13 protein-coding genes are annotated in these 14,644 nt (G+C 72.8%); 10 read left to right on the top strand and 3 right to left on the bottom strand.

The features are described 5' to 3' along the window. Positions 1-150: 150 nt before the first annotated feature. Positions 151-897, bottom strand: a complete 747-nt coding sequence (locus tag ACZ6IM_RS24970; RefSeq protein WP_052840584.1) for a response regulator transcription factor — start codon at positions 895-897, stop codon at positions 151-153. Positions 898-1,442: 545 nt separating this feature from the next. After that, positions 1,443-2,081 carry an HAD family acid phosphatase gene (locus ACZ6IM_RS24975; RefSeq protein WP_052840583.1) on the bottom strand — a complete coding sequence of 213 codons (639 nt, stop codon included), beginning with the start codon at positions 2,079-2,081 and terminating at the stop codon, positions 1,443-1,445. Between the two features lie 380 nt (positions 2,082-2,461). Between ACZ6IM_RS24975 and ACZ6IM_RS24980 the strand changes: the two genes are divergently transcribed. Together ACZ6IM_RS24980 and ACZ6IM_RS24985 are read left to right on the top strand one after the other, a co-directional pair. Next, a complete protein-coding gene (locus ACZ6IM_RS24980; RefSeq protein ID WP_052840582.1) occupies positions 2,462-4,321 on the top strand; it encodes a gamma-glutamyltransferase family protein in 1,860 nt (619 codons plus the stop codon). Between the two features lie 97 nt (positions 4,322-4,418). Next, positions 4,419-5,264, top strand: coding sequence for an inositol monophosphatase family protein (locus ACZ6IM_RS24985; RefSeq protein ID WP_469559181.1), 846 nt, complete (start codon positions 4,419-4,421; stop codon positions 5,262-5,264). Positions 5,265-5,301: 37 nt separating this feature from the next. On the opposite strand, the gene ACZ6IM_RS24990 is transcribed toward ACZ6IM_RS24985, so the two are convergent. Next, positions 5,302-5,982, bottom strand: coding sequence for an NAD(P)H oxidoreductase (locus ACZ6IM_RS24990; RefSeq protein ID WP_052840580.1), 681 nt, complete (start codon positions 5,980-5,982; stop codon positions 5,302-5,304). A 113-nt stretch (positions 5,983-6,095) separates the two neighbouring features. Between ACZ6IM_RS24990 and ACZ6IM_RS24995 the strand changes: the two genes are divergently transcribed. The 8 genes from ACZ6IM_RS24995 to ACZ6IM_RS25030 all read left to right on the top strand — a co-directional run bounded on the left by ACZ6IM_RS24995 (position 6,096) and on the right by ACZ6IM_RS25030 (position 14,533). Then, the gene (locus ACZ6IM_RS24995) at positions 6,096-7,025 is read left to right on the top strand and encodes an AraC family transcriptional regulator (RefSeq protein ID WP_469559185.1); all 930 of its coding nucleotides are present in this window, start codon (positions 6,096-6,098) and stop codon (positions 7,023-7,025) included. 142 nt (positions 7,026-7,167) lie between these two features. Then, the gene (locus tag ACZ6IM_RS25000; protein WP_469559187.1) at positions 7,168-8,577 is read left to right on the top strand and encodes a phytoene desaturase family protein; all 1,410 of its coding nucleotides are present in this window, start codon (positions 7,168-7,170) and stop codon (positions 8,575-8,577) included. After that, positions 8,574-9,083: an O-acetyl-ADP-ribose deacetylase gene (locus ACZ6IM_RS25005; RefSeq protein ID WP_052840577.1), complete on the top strand. Its 510-nt coding sequence runs from the start codon at positions 8,574-8,576 to the stop codon at positions 9,081-9,083. The genes ACZ6IM_RS25000 and ACZ6IM_RS25005 overlap by 4 nt, the downstream gene beginning before the upstream one ends. A gap of 241 nt (positions 9,084-9,324) precedes the next feature. Beyond that, the gene (locus ACZ6IM_RS25010; protein WP_469559191.1) at positions 9,325-10,953 is read left to right on the top strand and encodes an ABC transporter substrate-binding protein; all 1,629 of its coding nucleotides are present in this window, start codon (positions 9,325-9,327) and stop codon (positions 10,951-10,953) included. Positions 10,954-10,985: 32 nt separating this feature from the next. Beyond that, a complete protein-coding gene (locus ACZ6IM_RS25015; protein ID WP_052840606.1) occupies positions 10,986-11,954 on the top strand; it encodes an ABC transporter permease in 969 nt (322 codons plus the stop codon). A gap of 5 nt (positions 11,955-11,959) precedes the next feature. After that, positions 11,960-12,847 (top strand): ABC transporter permease, encoded by an 888-nt coding sequence (locus ACZ6IM_RS25020; protein ID WP_052840605.1) that lies wholly within the window; start codon positions 11,960-11,962, stop codon positions 12,845-12,847. Further along, entirely contained in the window at positions 12,844-13,845 is a 1,002-nt protein-coding gene (locus tag ACZ6IM_RS25025) for an ABC transporter ATP-binding protein (protein ID WP_469559196.1), read from the top strand. The genes ACZ6IM_RS25020 and ACZ6IM_RS25025 overlap by 4 nt, the downstream gene beginning before the upstream one ends. Further along, on the top strand, positions 13,838-14,533 hold the full coding sequence (locus ACZ6IM_RS25030; RefSeq protein WP_052840575.1) for an ABC transporter ATP-binding protein: 696 nt from the start codon (positions 13,838-13,840) through the stop codon (positions 14,531-14,533). Before ACZ6IM_RS25025 ends, ACZ6IM_RS25030 begins: the two co-directional genes overlap by 8 nt. Positions 14,534-14,644 lie beyond the last annotated feature (111 nt).

The raw sequence follows: 14,644 nt of genomic DNA on the forward strand, positions 1-14,644 counted from the left end.
CGATGCCGTTCCTCGCAGATAGCGGCCGAGACGCCTTTGGGGAGGCAGGAAGATCCTGCAATCCCGACCGTCCGCACCACAAGGAGATCTACAGCAAGCTGCCAGCGACCTGAGGTTTTCCGCATTGTCAAAGGCCGGCCTGACAAGTTCTTACCCCGCCAACTGGCCGGTAGCCGCGGGCAGGAGATCGTCGGAGGGCGAAAGGAGGCCGAGCTCCACGGCGCGTGCGCCCGCCTGAAATCTTGAGCTCGCCCCCAGTTCACGGGTAATTTCCGCGACGTTGCGCCGGTACGTGCGCACCGAAACGCCCAGTTCACGCGCGGCGGCCTCGTCGGTCCGCCCCGAGCTGAGCGCCTGGAGGATGCGCCGGCCGAGCGCGCTGCGTGAGCGGTCGCTCAGGCGCCGGTGGTCCGCGAGGGCGGCGCTGCCGGACCAGGAGACGGCGAACAGGGTGCGCAGATTGCGCAGGACGGCCGGGGCCCGGACGACCACCGCCTCACGGACGGCGACGCCATTGCGCAGCCACACGGCGCCGACAACGCTGTCAGCAAGTACCACCTCCTGTAACGGAGCCCTGGCCAGGCGGGTTTCGACCCCAGGGGCGTACTTGTCGAGGTGCTCGAGGAAGCGGCGGTCGCGCAGCAGGCCGACCCGGCCGAGCAGCTTGACGCCGACGCCGCGTGCACTCGCCCGGCCCAGCTGGTCGATCAGCTGGTAGGTCTCGTCCTTGCCCTCTCCGGTGAGGACGACGGCCAGGTGGTGACGGGCGGTGGCGATCATCTGCTCCGTGGCGACCCCGACCGAATTCTCGTTCGGTTCGAGCGAGGCGACCAGGCGCTCGACGTTGCGGTGGCGGTCGACGGCGATTTCGACGAGTTTCCGCGCTTGTAGCAGCACGCCCTCTATCTCGTCACTCGACGGCCGTGATTCCGCGAATTCTGCAGTGAATCCAGAATCGTTGGCTATCTCGAAATTGACTGAGTTACTTGGCACAGCTCCCCCTGAAGCTTGACCAATAGGAGTTCCCGCCTGCCCTGCTCCGGCGCCTTCGTGGGGCGCGAAGATCCGGGCGCGGGGTGATACCCGTGCAAACAGCCAGAGAGATAACCTAGCGAGACACCGTACTGGGCCCATGAAGGGGCGTACGGCCTGCAGATGCAACACGGCAGACATCCCGCATTTCGAGCTCCATTCCCCCGCTAGGCAGACACAGGCGGCAAACTGGACATCCATCCGAAGGATGGTCAACAGTTGCCTGTGTCGCTCCCGTTAGTTCGACGGTACCCAGGACAGCTTCGTAACGTCAAATACCCCTGTCTGAAACGATTACGGAAAACCGCATTGTGCGGCGGGGCATCGTTTGAACGCCTCACTTCGCGTGAACGCCTCCGGCCCACCGGGTACGGCAGGGGCCGGAGGCGCCTGGGGTCGGAGAGTCCCGGTCAGTCCAGGGCCCCGTTGTAGTCGGGCAGCTTGAAGGTCCGCTCCGCGTGGCCCCCCGTCAGGTCCGACGTGTTGTTCCCGATGTTGGCGACGATCGTGTACCCGTCGGCCTCGATCTGCGCCCGCTTCGACGTCTTGAACTCGGCCGTGTCACGGAAGAGGTCACCGATGTTCCGCTGGTACAGACCGGTGATCGGATACCCGACCGCCTCCAGGTTCGCCTTCGTGACCCACGAGATCAGGTCGGGTCGAGCGGTGACGAAGAATATGGCCGCGCCCTTGCTGTGCGCGTACTGGGCGAGTTCGAGCGTGGGCTTGACGGCCGGCGTCGGCGGAAGCGTCTGGAAGTGCGTCTCCAGCGAGGTGTTGTCGATGTCGAGGACGATCGCCGGCTTCTCGCCGGCGCTGTCGTCCAGCCGCTGCTCGACGTAGGGGCGGGCCTCGTCCAACACCTTGCGCACATCGCTCTGCCAGGTGTCGTAGTCCACCTCCGCGGCCGCGGCGCGGGCCTGTACGGCCGTCGTCGACCGGCTCTCGTCCGCCGGAGCGGCCACCGCCTGGGTCGCCCCCGTGGCTCCCAGAACGAGCGCGGCCGCGACCGTCGCCGCCGCGCGTCCCCGGAACGCAATCCTGGCCATTCGTCCTCCCTGGTGTTCGCTGCGCGGTGGCCGTCCGGCCCCCGCCAAGGTGAACCTAAAGGCCGATTCGACCGGTTTGACGTGGGCGTGACCGCAACCGGAAGAGGAGTTCCGCACGACGGCTCCCGTGCTCACCGGCACCTGCGACATCGCGCCAAGCAGGCCGAATCGGTGGCAGGTTGCTGCCACGGGGAACGCCGGTGCGACGGGACCGCAGGGCGTGGCCGCGGGAGCGGTGGGGTGGCCCGGAGGCTGACGGAGAGTGCAGTCTGATGCAGACGGCGAAGTACGGTAACGCGGTCGCAGCCGACACGTGGAAGGACCCGTCTCGAGCGCCCACCCCTGAGCCGCGACACGTAAGCAGCGAGGTGAGAGGTCCTATGTTCACCACCCGTCCCACCCTCCAGGGCACCTTCGGCATGGTGTCCTCCACCCACTGGCTGGCCTCGCAGTCGGCCATGGCGGTCCTGGAGGACGGGGGCAACGCCTACGACGCCGCCGTGGCCGGGGCCTTCGTGCTGCACGTCGTCGAGCCGCACCTCAACGGACCCGCCGGAGAGGTGCCGATCCTGCTCGCGCCGGCAGGCGGCGAGGTGCGGGTGCTGTGCGGGCAGGGCGTGGCACCGGCCGGGGCCACGGTCGCGCACTACAGGGGGCTCGGACTCGGCCTGGTGCCCGGCACCGGACCGCTCGCCGCGGCCGTGCCCGGAGCCTTCGACGCCTGGCTGCTCCTGCTGCGCGACCACGGCACCAGGTCACTGGCCGACGTGCTGAAGTACGCCATCGGCTACGCCGAGCACGGGCACGCCCCCGTGGAGCGCGTCGCGGAGACCGTCGAGACCGTCCGGGAGCTGTTCGAGACGGAGTGGACGTCCTCCGCCGAGGTCTACCTGCCGGACGGGCGCCCGCCCCGCCCCGGCGAGCTGCTGCGCAACCCGGCCCTCGCCGCCACCTGGAAGCGGCTGCTGGCCGAGGCATCCGGCACGGCGGGCCGGACGGCGGACCGGACGGGAGGCCGCGAGGCGGAGATCGACGCGGCGCGGGAGATCTGGCGCTCCGGATTCATAGCCGAGGCCCTCGTACGGCAGGCCGGGCGGCCCACCCTGGACACCAGCGGCGAACGCCACACCGGCACCCTGACGGCCGCCGACCTCGCCGGCTGGTCGGCCCACTACGAGGCGCCGGCGACGTACGACTGGAACGGCTGGACCCTGTGCAAGGCCGGCCCCTGGAGCCAGGGCCCCGTCCTGCTCCAGCAGTTGGCGCTGCTCCCGCCCGAACTGCCCGCCTACGCCTCCGCCGACTACGTCCACCTGCTGGTCGAGGGCTGCAAGCTGGCCATGGCCGACCGGGAGGCTTGGTACGGCGACGCGGACGGCGCGGACCGGGTGCCGCTCGACGACCTGCTGTCGCCCGAGTACAACGCGGCCCGGCGGCAACTCGTCGGCGACAAGGCCTCCTTCGAACTGCGGCCCGGCGATCCGGGCGGGCGCACCCCGCGGCTCAGCTCGCACGCGCTCGTCGCGGACGTGGAGGGGGAGGGCCTCGACGCCCTAGGGGTCGGCGAGCCGACGGTCGCCAAGAGCCCGGCGTCCCCGGTGCCGGGGGAGCCGGACGTCGCCGCGGACGGGGGGACCCGCGGGGACACCTGCCACCTCGACATCGTGGACCGCTGGGGCAACATGGTCTCGGCCACGCCCAGCGGCGGCTGGCTCCAGTCCAACCCCGTGGTGCCCGAACTGGGCTTCCCGCTCGGCACCCGGCTCCAGATGACCTGGCTGGAGGAGGGCCTGCCCAACTCGCTCACGCCGGGCCGCCGTCCGCGCACCACGCTCACGCCGTCCATCGCCCTGCGCGACGGGGTGCCGGTCATGGCCTTCGGCACCCCCGGCGGCGACCAGCAGGACCAGTGGCAGACGCACTTCTTCCTGGCCGTGGCGCTGCGCGCACGGGTGCGCGGCGGCCTCGACCTCCAGGGCGCCGTCGACGCCCCGAACTGGCACAACGACAGTTTCCCCGGGTCCTTCTTCCCGCGCGGCATGCGGGCGGGCTCCGTCACCGTGGAGTCCCGCATGCCGGCGGAGGTCGTCGAGGAGCTGCGGCGGCGCGGGCACGACGTGACGGTCGGCGAGGCGTGGTCGGAGGGCCGCCTGTGCGCCGTCGCGCGGGACCCGGAGACGGGCGTGCTGTCGGCGGCGGCGAACCCGCGCGGCATGCAGGGGTACGCGGTGGGCCGCTGACCGGCACGCACGCCCGTGCCCCCGATGTTCGTGCCGATTCCCACCGGAGTACACCGCCCGGGTGGGGATTGTCAGTGGCGCGTGCTCTCATGGAGTCGTGATCGAGAACAACGAAACCATCGACGAGTTTCTCGCCCGGCACACCGACGACGTGGAGGAGGCCGTCCGCAAGGCGGCCGCGCAGGAGATCATGCCGCGCTGGCGCCGGCTCGCGGCACACGAAGTCGACCAGAAGGCCGGCCCGCACGACCTGGTGACGGACGCCGACCGCAAGGCCGAGCTGTACCTCACCGAGGTCCTGGCCGCCCTGCTGCCGGGCTCGGTGGTGGTCGGCGAGGAGGCGGTGCACGCGAACCCGGCGTCGTACGGGGCGATACGCGGCGAGGCGCCGGTGTGGATCGTCGACCCGGTCGACGGGACCCGGCAGTTCGTGCGCGGCGAGGAGGGCTTCTGCACGCTGGTCGCGCTCGCCCACCGCGGCGTCGTGCACGCCTCCTGGACCTACGCCCCCGCCGGTGACCGGCTCGCCACGGCCGTGCGGGGCCGGGGCGCCTTCCTGGACGGCGAGCGGCTGTACGCGGGGCCGCCCGAGCCCGGCCGCGAGCTGCGGGTGGCCATGTCCCACCCGGACTACACCACGGACGAGCAGAAGCGCGACCTGCTCGCCCTGCGCACCCCGGGCGTGGCCCCCCGGCCCTGCGGTTCGGCCGGCCTGGAGTACCTGGCCGTCGCCCGCGGCGAGTCCGACGCCACCGCCTTCTCCTGGGAGGCGGCGTGGGACCACGCGGCCGGTCTCCTCCTGGTCGAGGAGGCGGGCGGCACCCACCTGACCCGCACCGGCGAGCCCTTCCGCATCACCGGGGGCAACGAACTGCCGTTCACCGCCGCCCGCGACGCGGCCACGGCCCGCCGGGTGGTGGCCCTGCTGGCGGGGGAAGCCTGATCCCCGGGGGAGGTCACCGCTCTGCGGGCGCCCGCCGTCAGGCCGCCGGCACCTCCGCGGCGAGGAACTCCTCCACGAACTGCCCCGCACGGCGGTCGAAGTCGGCGTACCGCGCCTCGCGCTCGGCGCCCGCGACCGCGTCGCCGACCCGCAGATTGCCCTCGGCGTCGACACGCTGCGGGCGGTCCTCGGCGTCGGTGAGCAGGCCGACGGCCGAGTGGGAGAAGCCGCAGTAGTAGGCGATGCCCTCGCTGAGGTTGGCCTCCAGGAGGGAGCGCATCCCCTCGGTGACGGGGTCGTCCGCGGTGGCACCGGCCAGGCCCAGCCACAGCATGCGCTTGCCCGCGAGGCGCGGCCTGCTGCGGCCGTAGGCGAAGCCGTAGTTCCACACACGGTCGATCCACCCCTTGAGGACGGCGGGCACGCTCTGCCAGTACACCGGGAAGACGGCGACGATCACATCGGCGTCGAGGACGCGCCGCATATGGGCCCGCGCCTCGTCCGAGTACGCCTTCTCCCGGTCGCCCCAGTCCGGCTGATCCGCCGCGTTCATCCGCGGGTCGAAGCCCTCGGCGTGCAGGTCGAGCAGGTCGACGCGGTATCCGGCGGCCTCCAGCCGGTCGGCGGTACGGCGGGCGGTGTGCGCGGTGAGGGAGTCGGCGCGGTGGTGCGCGACGACCACGAGGGCGGTCCTGGGCTTGCTGCTGTGCTGCGTCACGGGGTCTCCCGGCTGGTCTCGTCCGTTGCGACGAGTCCAGTACAGCTCCGGCAGATTGGATGATCCATGGGAGAAAGTCTGAGAAACATGTGTCATCGTCTACGATGGCCGGCGTGGATCCTCTGAGTTCGCTGCTGAACGGCATCCGGGCCGAGGGCTCAGTCGTCAGCCACGCGGTCCTGACGGCGCCCTGGACCGTCCGCTTCACCGACGGCGCGCCGCTCACCATGGTCAGCGTGCTGCGCGGCGGCGGCACGCTGCTGCTGCCCGACGGCACCCGACGGGCGGTCGGCGCGGGCGACACGGCCGTCGTGCGCGGCCCGGCACCGTTCCTCCTCGCCGACCGGCCCACCACGGTCGACCACCCGCACGCCGAGTACGAGATCGCGTGCTTCACGGACGCCGAGTGCACCGCGGAGGAAATCGGCGGTATCCGATGGGGCACCGACCCGGACGGGGCGACCGCGCTGATCGTGGGCGCCTACCGCGCCTCGGGCCACCGCCACGAACGGTTCCTGCGCACCCTGCCACCCGTCCTGGTCGTCAGCGAGGACGCCGAGGTCTGTGCCTGGCTGGAGACGGCCGCCGCCGACGCCGCCCGGCTCTCGGCGGGTTCCCAGGCGCTGATGGACCGGCTCCTCGACTGGGCCCTGGTGTGCACGCTGCGCACCTGGTTCGACCAGGCGGGCGCCGACGCGCCCAGCTGGTACCGCGGGCTGGCCGACCCGGTGCTCGGCCCCGCGCTGCGGGCCTTCCACGGCAGGCCCGCCCAGCCCTGGACGGTGGCGTCGCTCGCCGGCCGAGCGGGCGTCTCGCGGGCGCTGTTCGCCAAGCGCTTCACCGAGCTGATGGGCCGGCCGCCGCTCGCCTACCTCACCGAATGCCGGATGGCCGACGCCGAGGTGCTGCTGACCGACACCGATCTCAGCATCGCCCAGGTCGCCAGGTCCGTCGGCTACGCGGACGCCTTCGGCTTCAGCGCCGCCTTCAAACGCCACAAGGGCCTCAGCCCGAGCACCTTCCGCGCCGCGGCGGCCGCCTGAACCCCCTCCGCCCCGTCGCCGGGGGCCGGACACGGCACCCCGCGCACGGCCCGGACCACCCGCGACCGCGCGCTGTCGGACCCCGGGCATATCCTGATCCCCAGTGGCCATCGGCAGACGAAGGGGTCCGAAGGTGCCGTCGATGCTCGATGCGGTCGTAGTGGGTGCGGGGCCGAACGGGCTGACCGCGGCGGTGGAGCTGGCCCGCCGCGGCTTCTCGGTCGCGGTGTTCGAGGCGCAGGGCACCGTGGGCGGCGGCGCGCGCACCGAGGAGCTGACCCTGCCCGGCTTCCGGCACGACCCGTGCTCGGCCGCGCACCCGCTCGGCATCAATTCCCCCGCCTTCCGCCACCTCCCCCTGGAGCGGTACGGCCTGGAGTGGCTGCACCCGGATCTGCCCATGGCGCACCCCTTCCTCGACGGCTCGGCCGCCGTGCTGTCCCGCTCGGTGGGCGAGACGGCCGCGTCCTTCGGGGCGCGCGACGCCGGCCCGTACCGCAGGCTGGTCGAGCGCTTCCTGCCCAAGTGGGACACCCTGGCCCGGGATTTCATGTCCCTGCCGCTCACCGCGCTGCCCCGCGACCCGGTCACCCTCGCCCGCTTCGGACTGGTCGGCCTGCCCCCGTCGACATGGCTGATGCGCCGCTTCCGCGACGACCGCGCCAAGACCCTCTTCGCCGGGCTCGTCGCGCACGTCATGGCCCCGCTCGGCGGCTTCGCGACGGGCGCCATAGGCCTGGTCTTCGCGCTGGCCGCACACGCCCGCGGCTGGCCCGTGGCGCGCGGCGGCTCCCAGTCCATCTCCGACGCCCTGGCCGCGTACCTGAAGGACCTCGGCGGTACGGTCCACACCGACTACGAGGTCAAGCGCCTGGACGACCTGCCGCCCGCGCGAGCGTACGTCTTCGACACCTCGCCCACGGCTCTGGCCCGCATCGCCGGGCTCGGCAACCACTACGCGAACTACCGGTACGGGCCCGGCGTCTTCAAGATCGACTACGCGCTGGACGGACCCGTCCCGTGGACTGCCGAGGCACCGCGCGGCGCGGGCACCGTGCAGATCGGCGCCGACAGCGCGGAGATCGGCGCCGCCCTGGACGCCGCCTCCGGCACGGACGGCGCTCCCGAGCGGCCGTTCCTCATCACCGTGCAGCCCAGCGTCGCCGACCCCACCCGCGCCCCGGCCGGCAAGCACGTCTTCTGGGCGTACGGCCACGTGCCCAACGGCTGGACCGGCGACCTCACCGACGCCATAGAACGCCAACTGGAGCGCTTCGCCCCCGGTTTCCGCGACCGCGTCCTCGCCCGTGCCACCGCCGGCCCGCCCGAACTCGCCGTCCGCAACGCCAACTACGTCGGCGGCGACATCGCCTCCGGCGCGGTCTCCGGCCTGCAACTCCTCCTGCGCCCCAAGCTCTCCCTGTTCCCGTACTCCACCCCGCACCCGGCCGTCTTCATCTGCTCGTCGGCCACCCCGCCCGGCCCCGGCGTCCACGGCATGTCGGGGCACAACGCCGCGAAGGCCGTCTGGCGGCGACTGAGGCAGACATGACCGGCATCACCCTCGTCCAGGGCGACATCACCCGCGAGAGCGCCGACGCGATCGTCAACGCCGCCAACTCCTCCCTCCTCGGCGGAGGCGGCGTCGACGGCGCCATCCACCGCCGCGGCGGCCCCGCGATCCTGGCGGAGTGCCGCAGGCTGCGCGCGGGCCACCTCGGCAAGGGCCTGCCCACCGGCCGCGCGGTCGCCACCACCGCGGGCGACCTGGACGCGCGCTGGGTGATCCACACGGTCGGCCCGGTGTACAGCGCCACCGAGGACCGCTCCGGCCTCCTCGCCTCCTGCTACCGCGAATCCCTGCGCACCGCCGACGAGTTGGACGCCCGCACGGTCGCCTTCCCCGCCATCTCCACCGGCGTCTACCGCTGGCCGCTGGACGACGCGGCGCGCATCGCCGTCGAGACGGTGCGGACCACACGGACCTCGGTCACCGAGGTCCGCTTCGTCCTCTTCGACGCCCGCGCGTACGAGGCGTTCGCCGCCCGGGTGGGCTGAACGCGCGGTCGGCGCTCCGACCGCCATGGACACCGACACCTCACCGGCGACGCCAGGAGAGACGGGAGTCGGCGACCACGCCTCGGCACTGATCGGCCCGGGCCGCCTCACCCATGTCCCGCCCGTCGGGGAGCGTCCCGCGCACACGCGGTGCCGCGCCCGGCACCTCCGCCACCTGGCTTGACGCTTTATTGCGAGTGATGTGCAATAGCTGCGCATCGACAACAAGCGTGGGGGAGACATGACAGCCCGTCGGACCCGTTGGACCCGTCGGACCGATCGGAGCCTGCCGATACGGAGTGCCGCCGCCGCGGTGGCGTTCGCCGCCGGTGCGACCGCCTGCTCCGCGCCCTCGGGCGGGGGAGCGGACGGCGACGCGGGGGCGGCCGAGTCCGTCGTCATCGGGGTCGCCTCGGAGCCGGACACCCTCAGCCCGCTGCTCGGCTACGGCAAGGACGGCAACTCCAAGATCTTCGACGGGCTGCTCGCCCGTGACACCGACCTGAAACTGAAGCCCGCGCTCGCCACCGCGCTGCCGAAGGTTACCGACGGCGGCCGGACGTACACGTACACCCTGCGCGACGGCGTGAAGTTCAGCGACGGCGAACCGCTGACCGCCGAGGACGTGGTCTACACGTACCGCACCGTCCTCGACGGGAAGACCAACAACACCGCCCGCAGCGAACTCGACGCGATCAAGGGCGTCCGCGCGAGCGGGGACGACACCGTCGTCTTCACGCTCGAGTACCCCTACGCGCCCTTCGCCGCCCGCACCGTCCTGCCCATCGTCCCCGAGCACATCGCGGGCGGACAGGACCCCAACACCGGTGACTTCAACACCCGGCCGGTCGGCACCGGACCGTACGTGCTCACCCACTGGAGCAAGGGCGAGAAGCTCGGCTTCAAGGCCAACCCGCACTACTGGGGCGACAAGCCCGCCGTGGAGTCGTTCACCATGGCCGTCATCGCCGACGACAACGTGCGCGCCACCCGGCTGCGCTCCGGCGACCTCGACGGCGCCGTCCTGCCGCCCAACCTCGCCGCCACCTTCGAGAAGGACGACGGCAGGCGCACCTACCGGGCCAGGTCCTACGACTTCCGGGCCGTCACCCTGCCCACCTCCGGCAAGGTCACCGGTGACCGTGCGATCCGCAGGGCGCTGGACGCCGCCGTGGACCGGCAGGCCATGGTCGACAGGATCCTCGACGGCGCGGGCCGTCCGGCGTACGGGCCGCTGCCTGTCGACGACCCCTGGTACGAGCGCGGCATCGAGCGCCCGCACGACCTCGCCGCGGCCGAGCGCATCCTGGACGAGGCGGGCTGGAAGCCCGGCTCCGGCGGCATCCGCGCCAAGGACGGACGGCGCGCCTCCTTCACCCTCTACTACCCCTCGGGCGACAAGGTCCGCCAGGACCACGCGCTCGCCTACGCCTCCGACGCCAAGAAGGCCGGCATCGAGGTCAAGGTCGAGGGTGCCACCTGGGAGGTCATCGAGCCGCGGATGAAGTCCGACGCGGTCCTCGCGGGCCTCGGCAGCGTCGGCGACCCCGACTTCGGCCTCTACACGCTGCTGCACTCCACCCTCGCCGGTGACGGCTTCAACAACATGGCCCACTACGTCAACCCGGCCGTGGACGAGGCGCTCGACGCCGGACGCCGCAGCGAGGAGCCGGACAAGCGCGCGGCCGCCTACGACGAGATCCAGCAGGCCCTCGTCGAGGACCCCGGCTACACCTTCCTCACCCACATCGACCACCTCTACGTCCTCGCCGACCGCTGGGACGGGCTGACCACCCAACTGGAGCCGCACGAGCACGGCTTCGCCAGCGGGCCGTGGTGGAACATCCAGGACTGGCGGCCGAAGAAGTGATCCGACCGGCCCGACGGCTGCCCTGGGCCGCGATGGCACGGCTGGCGGGGCGGCGCGCGCTGTCCGCCGTCCCCGTCGTCCTCGTCGTCACCTTCGGCGTGTTCGCGATCGCCGCCGCCTCGCCCTTCGACCCGGTCAAGGCCTACGCCGGCACCGCCGCGCTCGGCGCCGACCAGGAGACCCTGGACCGGCTGCGCGAGAACCTCGGTGTGGACGAGTCCTTCGTCGTCCGCTGGTGGCACTGGCTGACCTCCGCGCTCACCGGCGACCTCGGCCACTCCAGCGTGCTGCGGCAGCCGGTGACCCAGGTGATCGGTGAACGGCTCGTCTGGTCCGCGCTGTTGTGCGCCGTCGCCTTCGCCCTGGCGGTGACCCTCGGCACGCTCCTCGGCGTACTGGCCGCCCGCCGGCCCGGCTCGGTGCTCGACCGGGCGGTCACCTCCCTCGCGTACACCCTGGAGGCGGCGCCGGTCTTCTGGATCGCGCTGCTCGCGGTGTGGCTGTTCGCCCTCCAGTGGGACGTGCTGCCCGCCGGCGGACTGACCGACACCGCCAGCGAACAGGTCACCCCGGGGCAGGTCGCGGGCCACCTCGTGCTGCCGGCCGGGGTGCTCGCCGTCTCCCAACTGCCCTGGTTCACCCTCTACGTGCGCCAAGGCGTCGCCGACGCCCTCGCGGAGGACCCGGTGCGCGGCGCGCGGGCCCGCGGACTGCGGGAGGGCACCGTCCTGTTCGGACACGCCCTGCGTTCGGGGCTGCTGCCCGTACTCACCCTGATCGGCTCCCGCGTCCCCGAACTCATCACCGGCGCCCTGCTGGTGGAGAGCGTCTTCAGCTGGCCGGGCATCGCCGCCGCCACCGTCGAGGCGGCCACCGCCGTCGACTTCCCGCTGCTCGCCGCCCTGACCACCCTCGCCACCGCCGCCGTACTCGCCGGCAACCTGCTGGCCGACCTGCTCTACGGACTCTTCGACCCGAGGGTGAAGCTCAGTGAGATGTGAAGTCGATGACTGACGTCGCCGCCGAGAAGACAGGCACCGCGTGGCGCTCCCGCGGCGGTGACCGCCGCTCCACCCGCACCCTGCGCCTGCGCACCTCCGCCGTGCTGCTGACCGCGACCGTGCTCGCCGTGCTGCTCGTGCCGCCGCTGGTGCAACTCGACCAGCAGGCCGTCGACCTGGCCGCCAAGCTGGAGGCCCCCACCTGGCGGCATCCCTTCGGCACCGACGACGTCGGCCGCGACCTGCTGCTGCGCTGCGTGTACGGCCTGCGTGTCTCCCTGCTCGTCGGAGTGGCGGCCGCGCTGACCGCGACGGTCGTCGGCACCGCCGTGGGCGCCACCGCCGGGGCGCTGGGCGGCCGGGTCGACCGGGGCGTCATGCGGGTGGTCGACGCCTTCTCCTCCGTGCCCCACCTGCTGCTGGGCATCTTCATCGTCGCGATGTTCCGGCCGGGCGTCTGGCCGGTGGTCGCCTCCGTCGCGCTCACCCACTGGCTGTCGACCGCGCGCATCGTCCGCGCCGAGGTGCTGTCCCTGCGCGCCCGTCCGTACATCGACGCGGCCGTCTCCGGCGGCGCGTCCCGGTGGCGGGTGACGGTGCGGCACCTGCTGCCGGCGGTGCTGCCGCAGGCCGCGCTGGCCGCCGTACTCATGGTGCCGCACGCCATGTGGCACGAGTCGGCGCTGTCGTTCCTCGGCCTCGGGCTGCCCACCCACACCGCGAGCCTGGGCAACCTGATCCAGGAGGCCCGCGGTTCGCTGCTGGCCGGGCAGTGGTGGCCGACGCTCTTCCCCGGCCTGTTCATCATCGTGCCCACCCTCGCCGTCGCCGGGCTCGCGGGTGCCTGGCGGGAACGGATCAACCCCCGGCGCCGATCGGAGCTGATGCTGTGAGCGAGCGAGCCCCCGTGCTGTCGCTGCGCGGTCTGTCGGTGCGCTTCCTGATGCCGGGCGGACGCCGGATCGCCGCCGTCACCGACGCCCACTTCGACGTGGCGGCCGGCGAGTGCCTGGCCCTGATCGGCGAGAGCGGCTGCGGCAAGTCCGTCCTCGCCTCCGCCCTGCTCGGTCTGCTGCCCGGCAACGCGCAGACCGCGGGCCGCGCGCTCCTCGGCGACCTGGACCTGCTCGCCGCCGACGAGCGGACCCTGGCCCGCACGGTGCGGGGCCGGCTGATCGGCCTCGTCCCGCAGAGCCCGGCCGCCCATCTCACCCCGGTCCGCTCCGTCCGGGCGCAACTGGAGGAGACGGTCGCGGAACTCACCGGGGCCCGCGGGAGCAAGGCCCTGCGCTCGGCCGCGGTGGCCGCCGCCGAGCGCGCCGCGTTCCCGGCGGACCACCTCGACCACCATCCGCACGAACTCTCCGGCGGCCTCGCCCAACGCGCCGCCACCGCCCTCGCCCTGGTCGGCGACGCCCCCCTGCTGCTCGCCGACGAGCCGACCACCGGGCTCGACCGGGACCTGGTGGACCGCACGGTCGACGAACTGCGGCGACATGTCGACACTGCCGAAGGCGGGGGCGTCCGTCCCGGTGACGGCCGTGCCCTGCTGATGATCACCCACGACCTGGCCGCCGCCGAGCGGATCGCCGACCGCGTCGCCGTGATGTACGCCGGCCGCATCGTCGAACTCGCCGACGCGAACGCGTTCTTCGGCTCAACCGGCCCACGCCACCCCTACAGCCGCGGTCTGCTCGACGCGCTACCCGACCGCGCCTTCGCCCCCATCCCCGGCCTGCCGCCGGAACTCGGCGCGCTCCCCGACGGCTGCGCCTTCGCCGCCCGCTGCGACCGGACGACCGACGCCTGCGCCACCCCGCCCCCGCTGCGCGGCCAGGTGGCCTGCCACCATCCGCACGCCGTCCTCACGGAGGCCGCCGACCGTGCTTGAACTGCGCACCGTCACCGCCGGATACGACGGGAAGGCGCCCGTGTTCCGGGACGTCTCCCTGTCCGTCGCGCCGGGGGAGGCGGTCGGGCTGCTCGGCCCCAGCGGCTGCGGCAAGTCCACCCTCGCCCGCGTCGCCGCCCTGCTGCACCGGCCCGACGCCGGGGCGCTCCTCCTGGACGGCACCCCCGTACGGCACTGGCGGCACCGCGCCCCGCGCGAACAGCGCACCGCCTTCGGCGTCGTCTTCCAGCAGGCCCGCCTCTCCGCGGACCCCCGGCTCGCGCTGGCCGACCTGATCGCCGAGCCCCTGCGCGCCACCGGACGCCGGGACGGGGCCGCCGGCCGCGTCGCCGAACTGGCCGCCACCGTGGGGCTGACCGCCGACCTGCTGACCAGACGCCCGCACGAGGTGAGCGACGGCCAGTTGCAGCGCGCCTGCCTCGCCCGTGCCCTGGTGCTGAGCCCGCGCTGGCTGGTGTGCGACGAGATGACGGCGATGCTCGACGCCTCGACCACGGCCGCGCTGGTCCGGGTGGTGGAGGACTACCGGGCCGCGACCGGAGCGGGACTGCTTGCCGTCGGCCACGACCGCGTCCTGCTGGACCGCTGGTGCGAGCGCACCGTCGACTGGGCGACCCTGACGCACACCCCTCCACCAGGAACGAACAAAGTCCGACGGGGTAATTGATTCGGTTGTGTTCGGGTCCTAGGGTGACCCGTGACTCAGTAGTCGCCGCGTCACCGGCAGTTGTGATCCACCCCCACGGCAACTGCTGTCACAGCACCGTGCGTTGAGCCG

The sequence above is a fragment of the Streptomyces sp. NPDC042336 genome, from assembly GCF_055581985.1.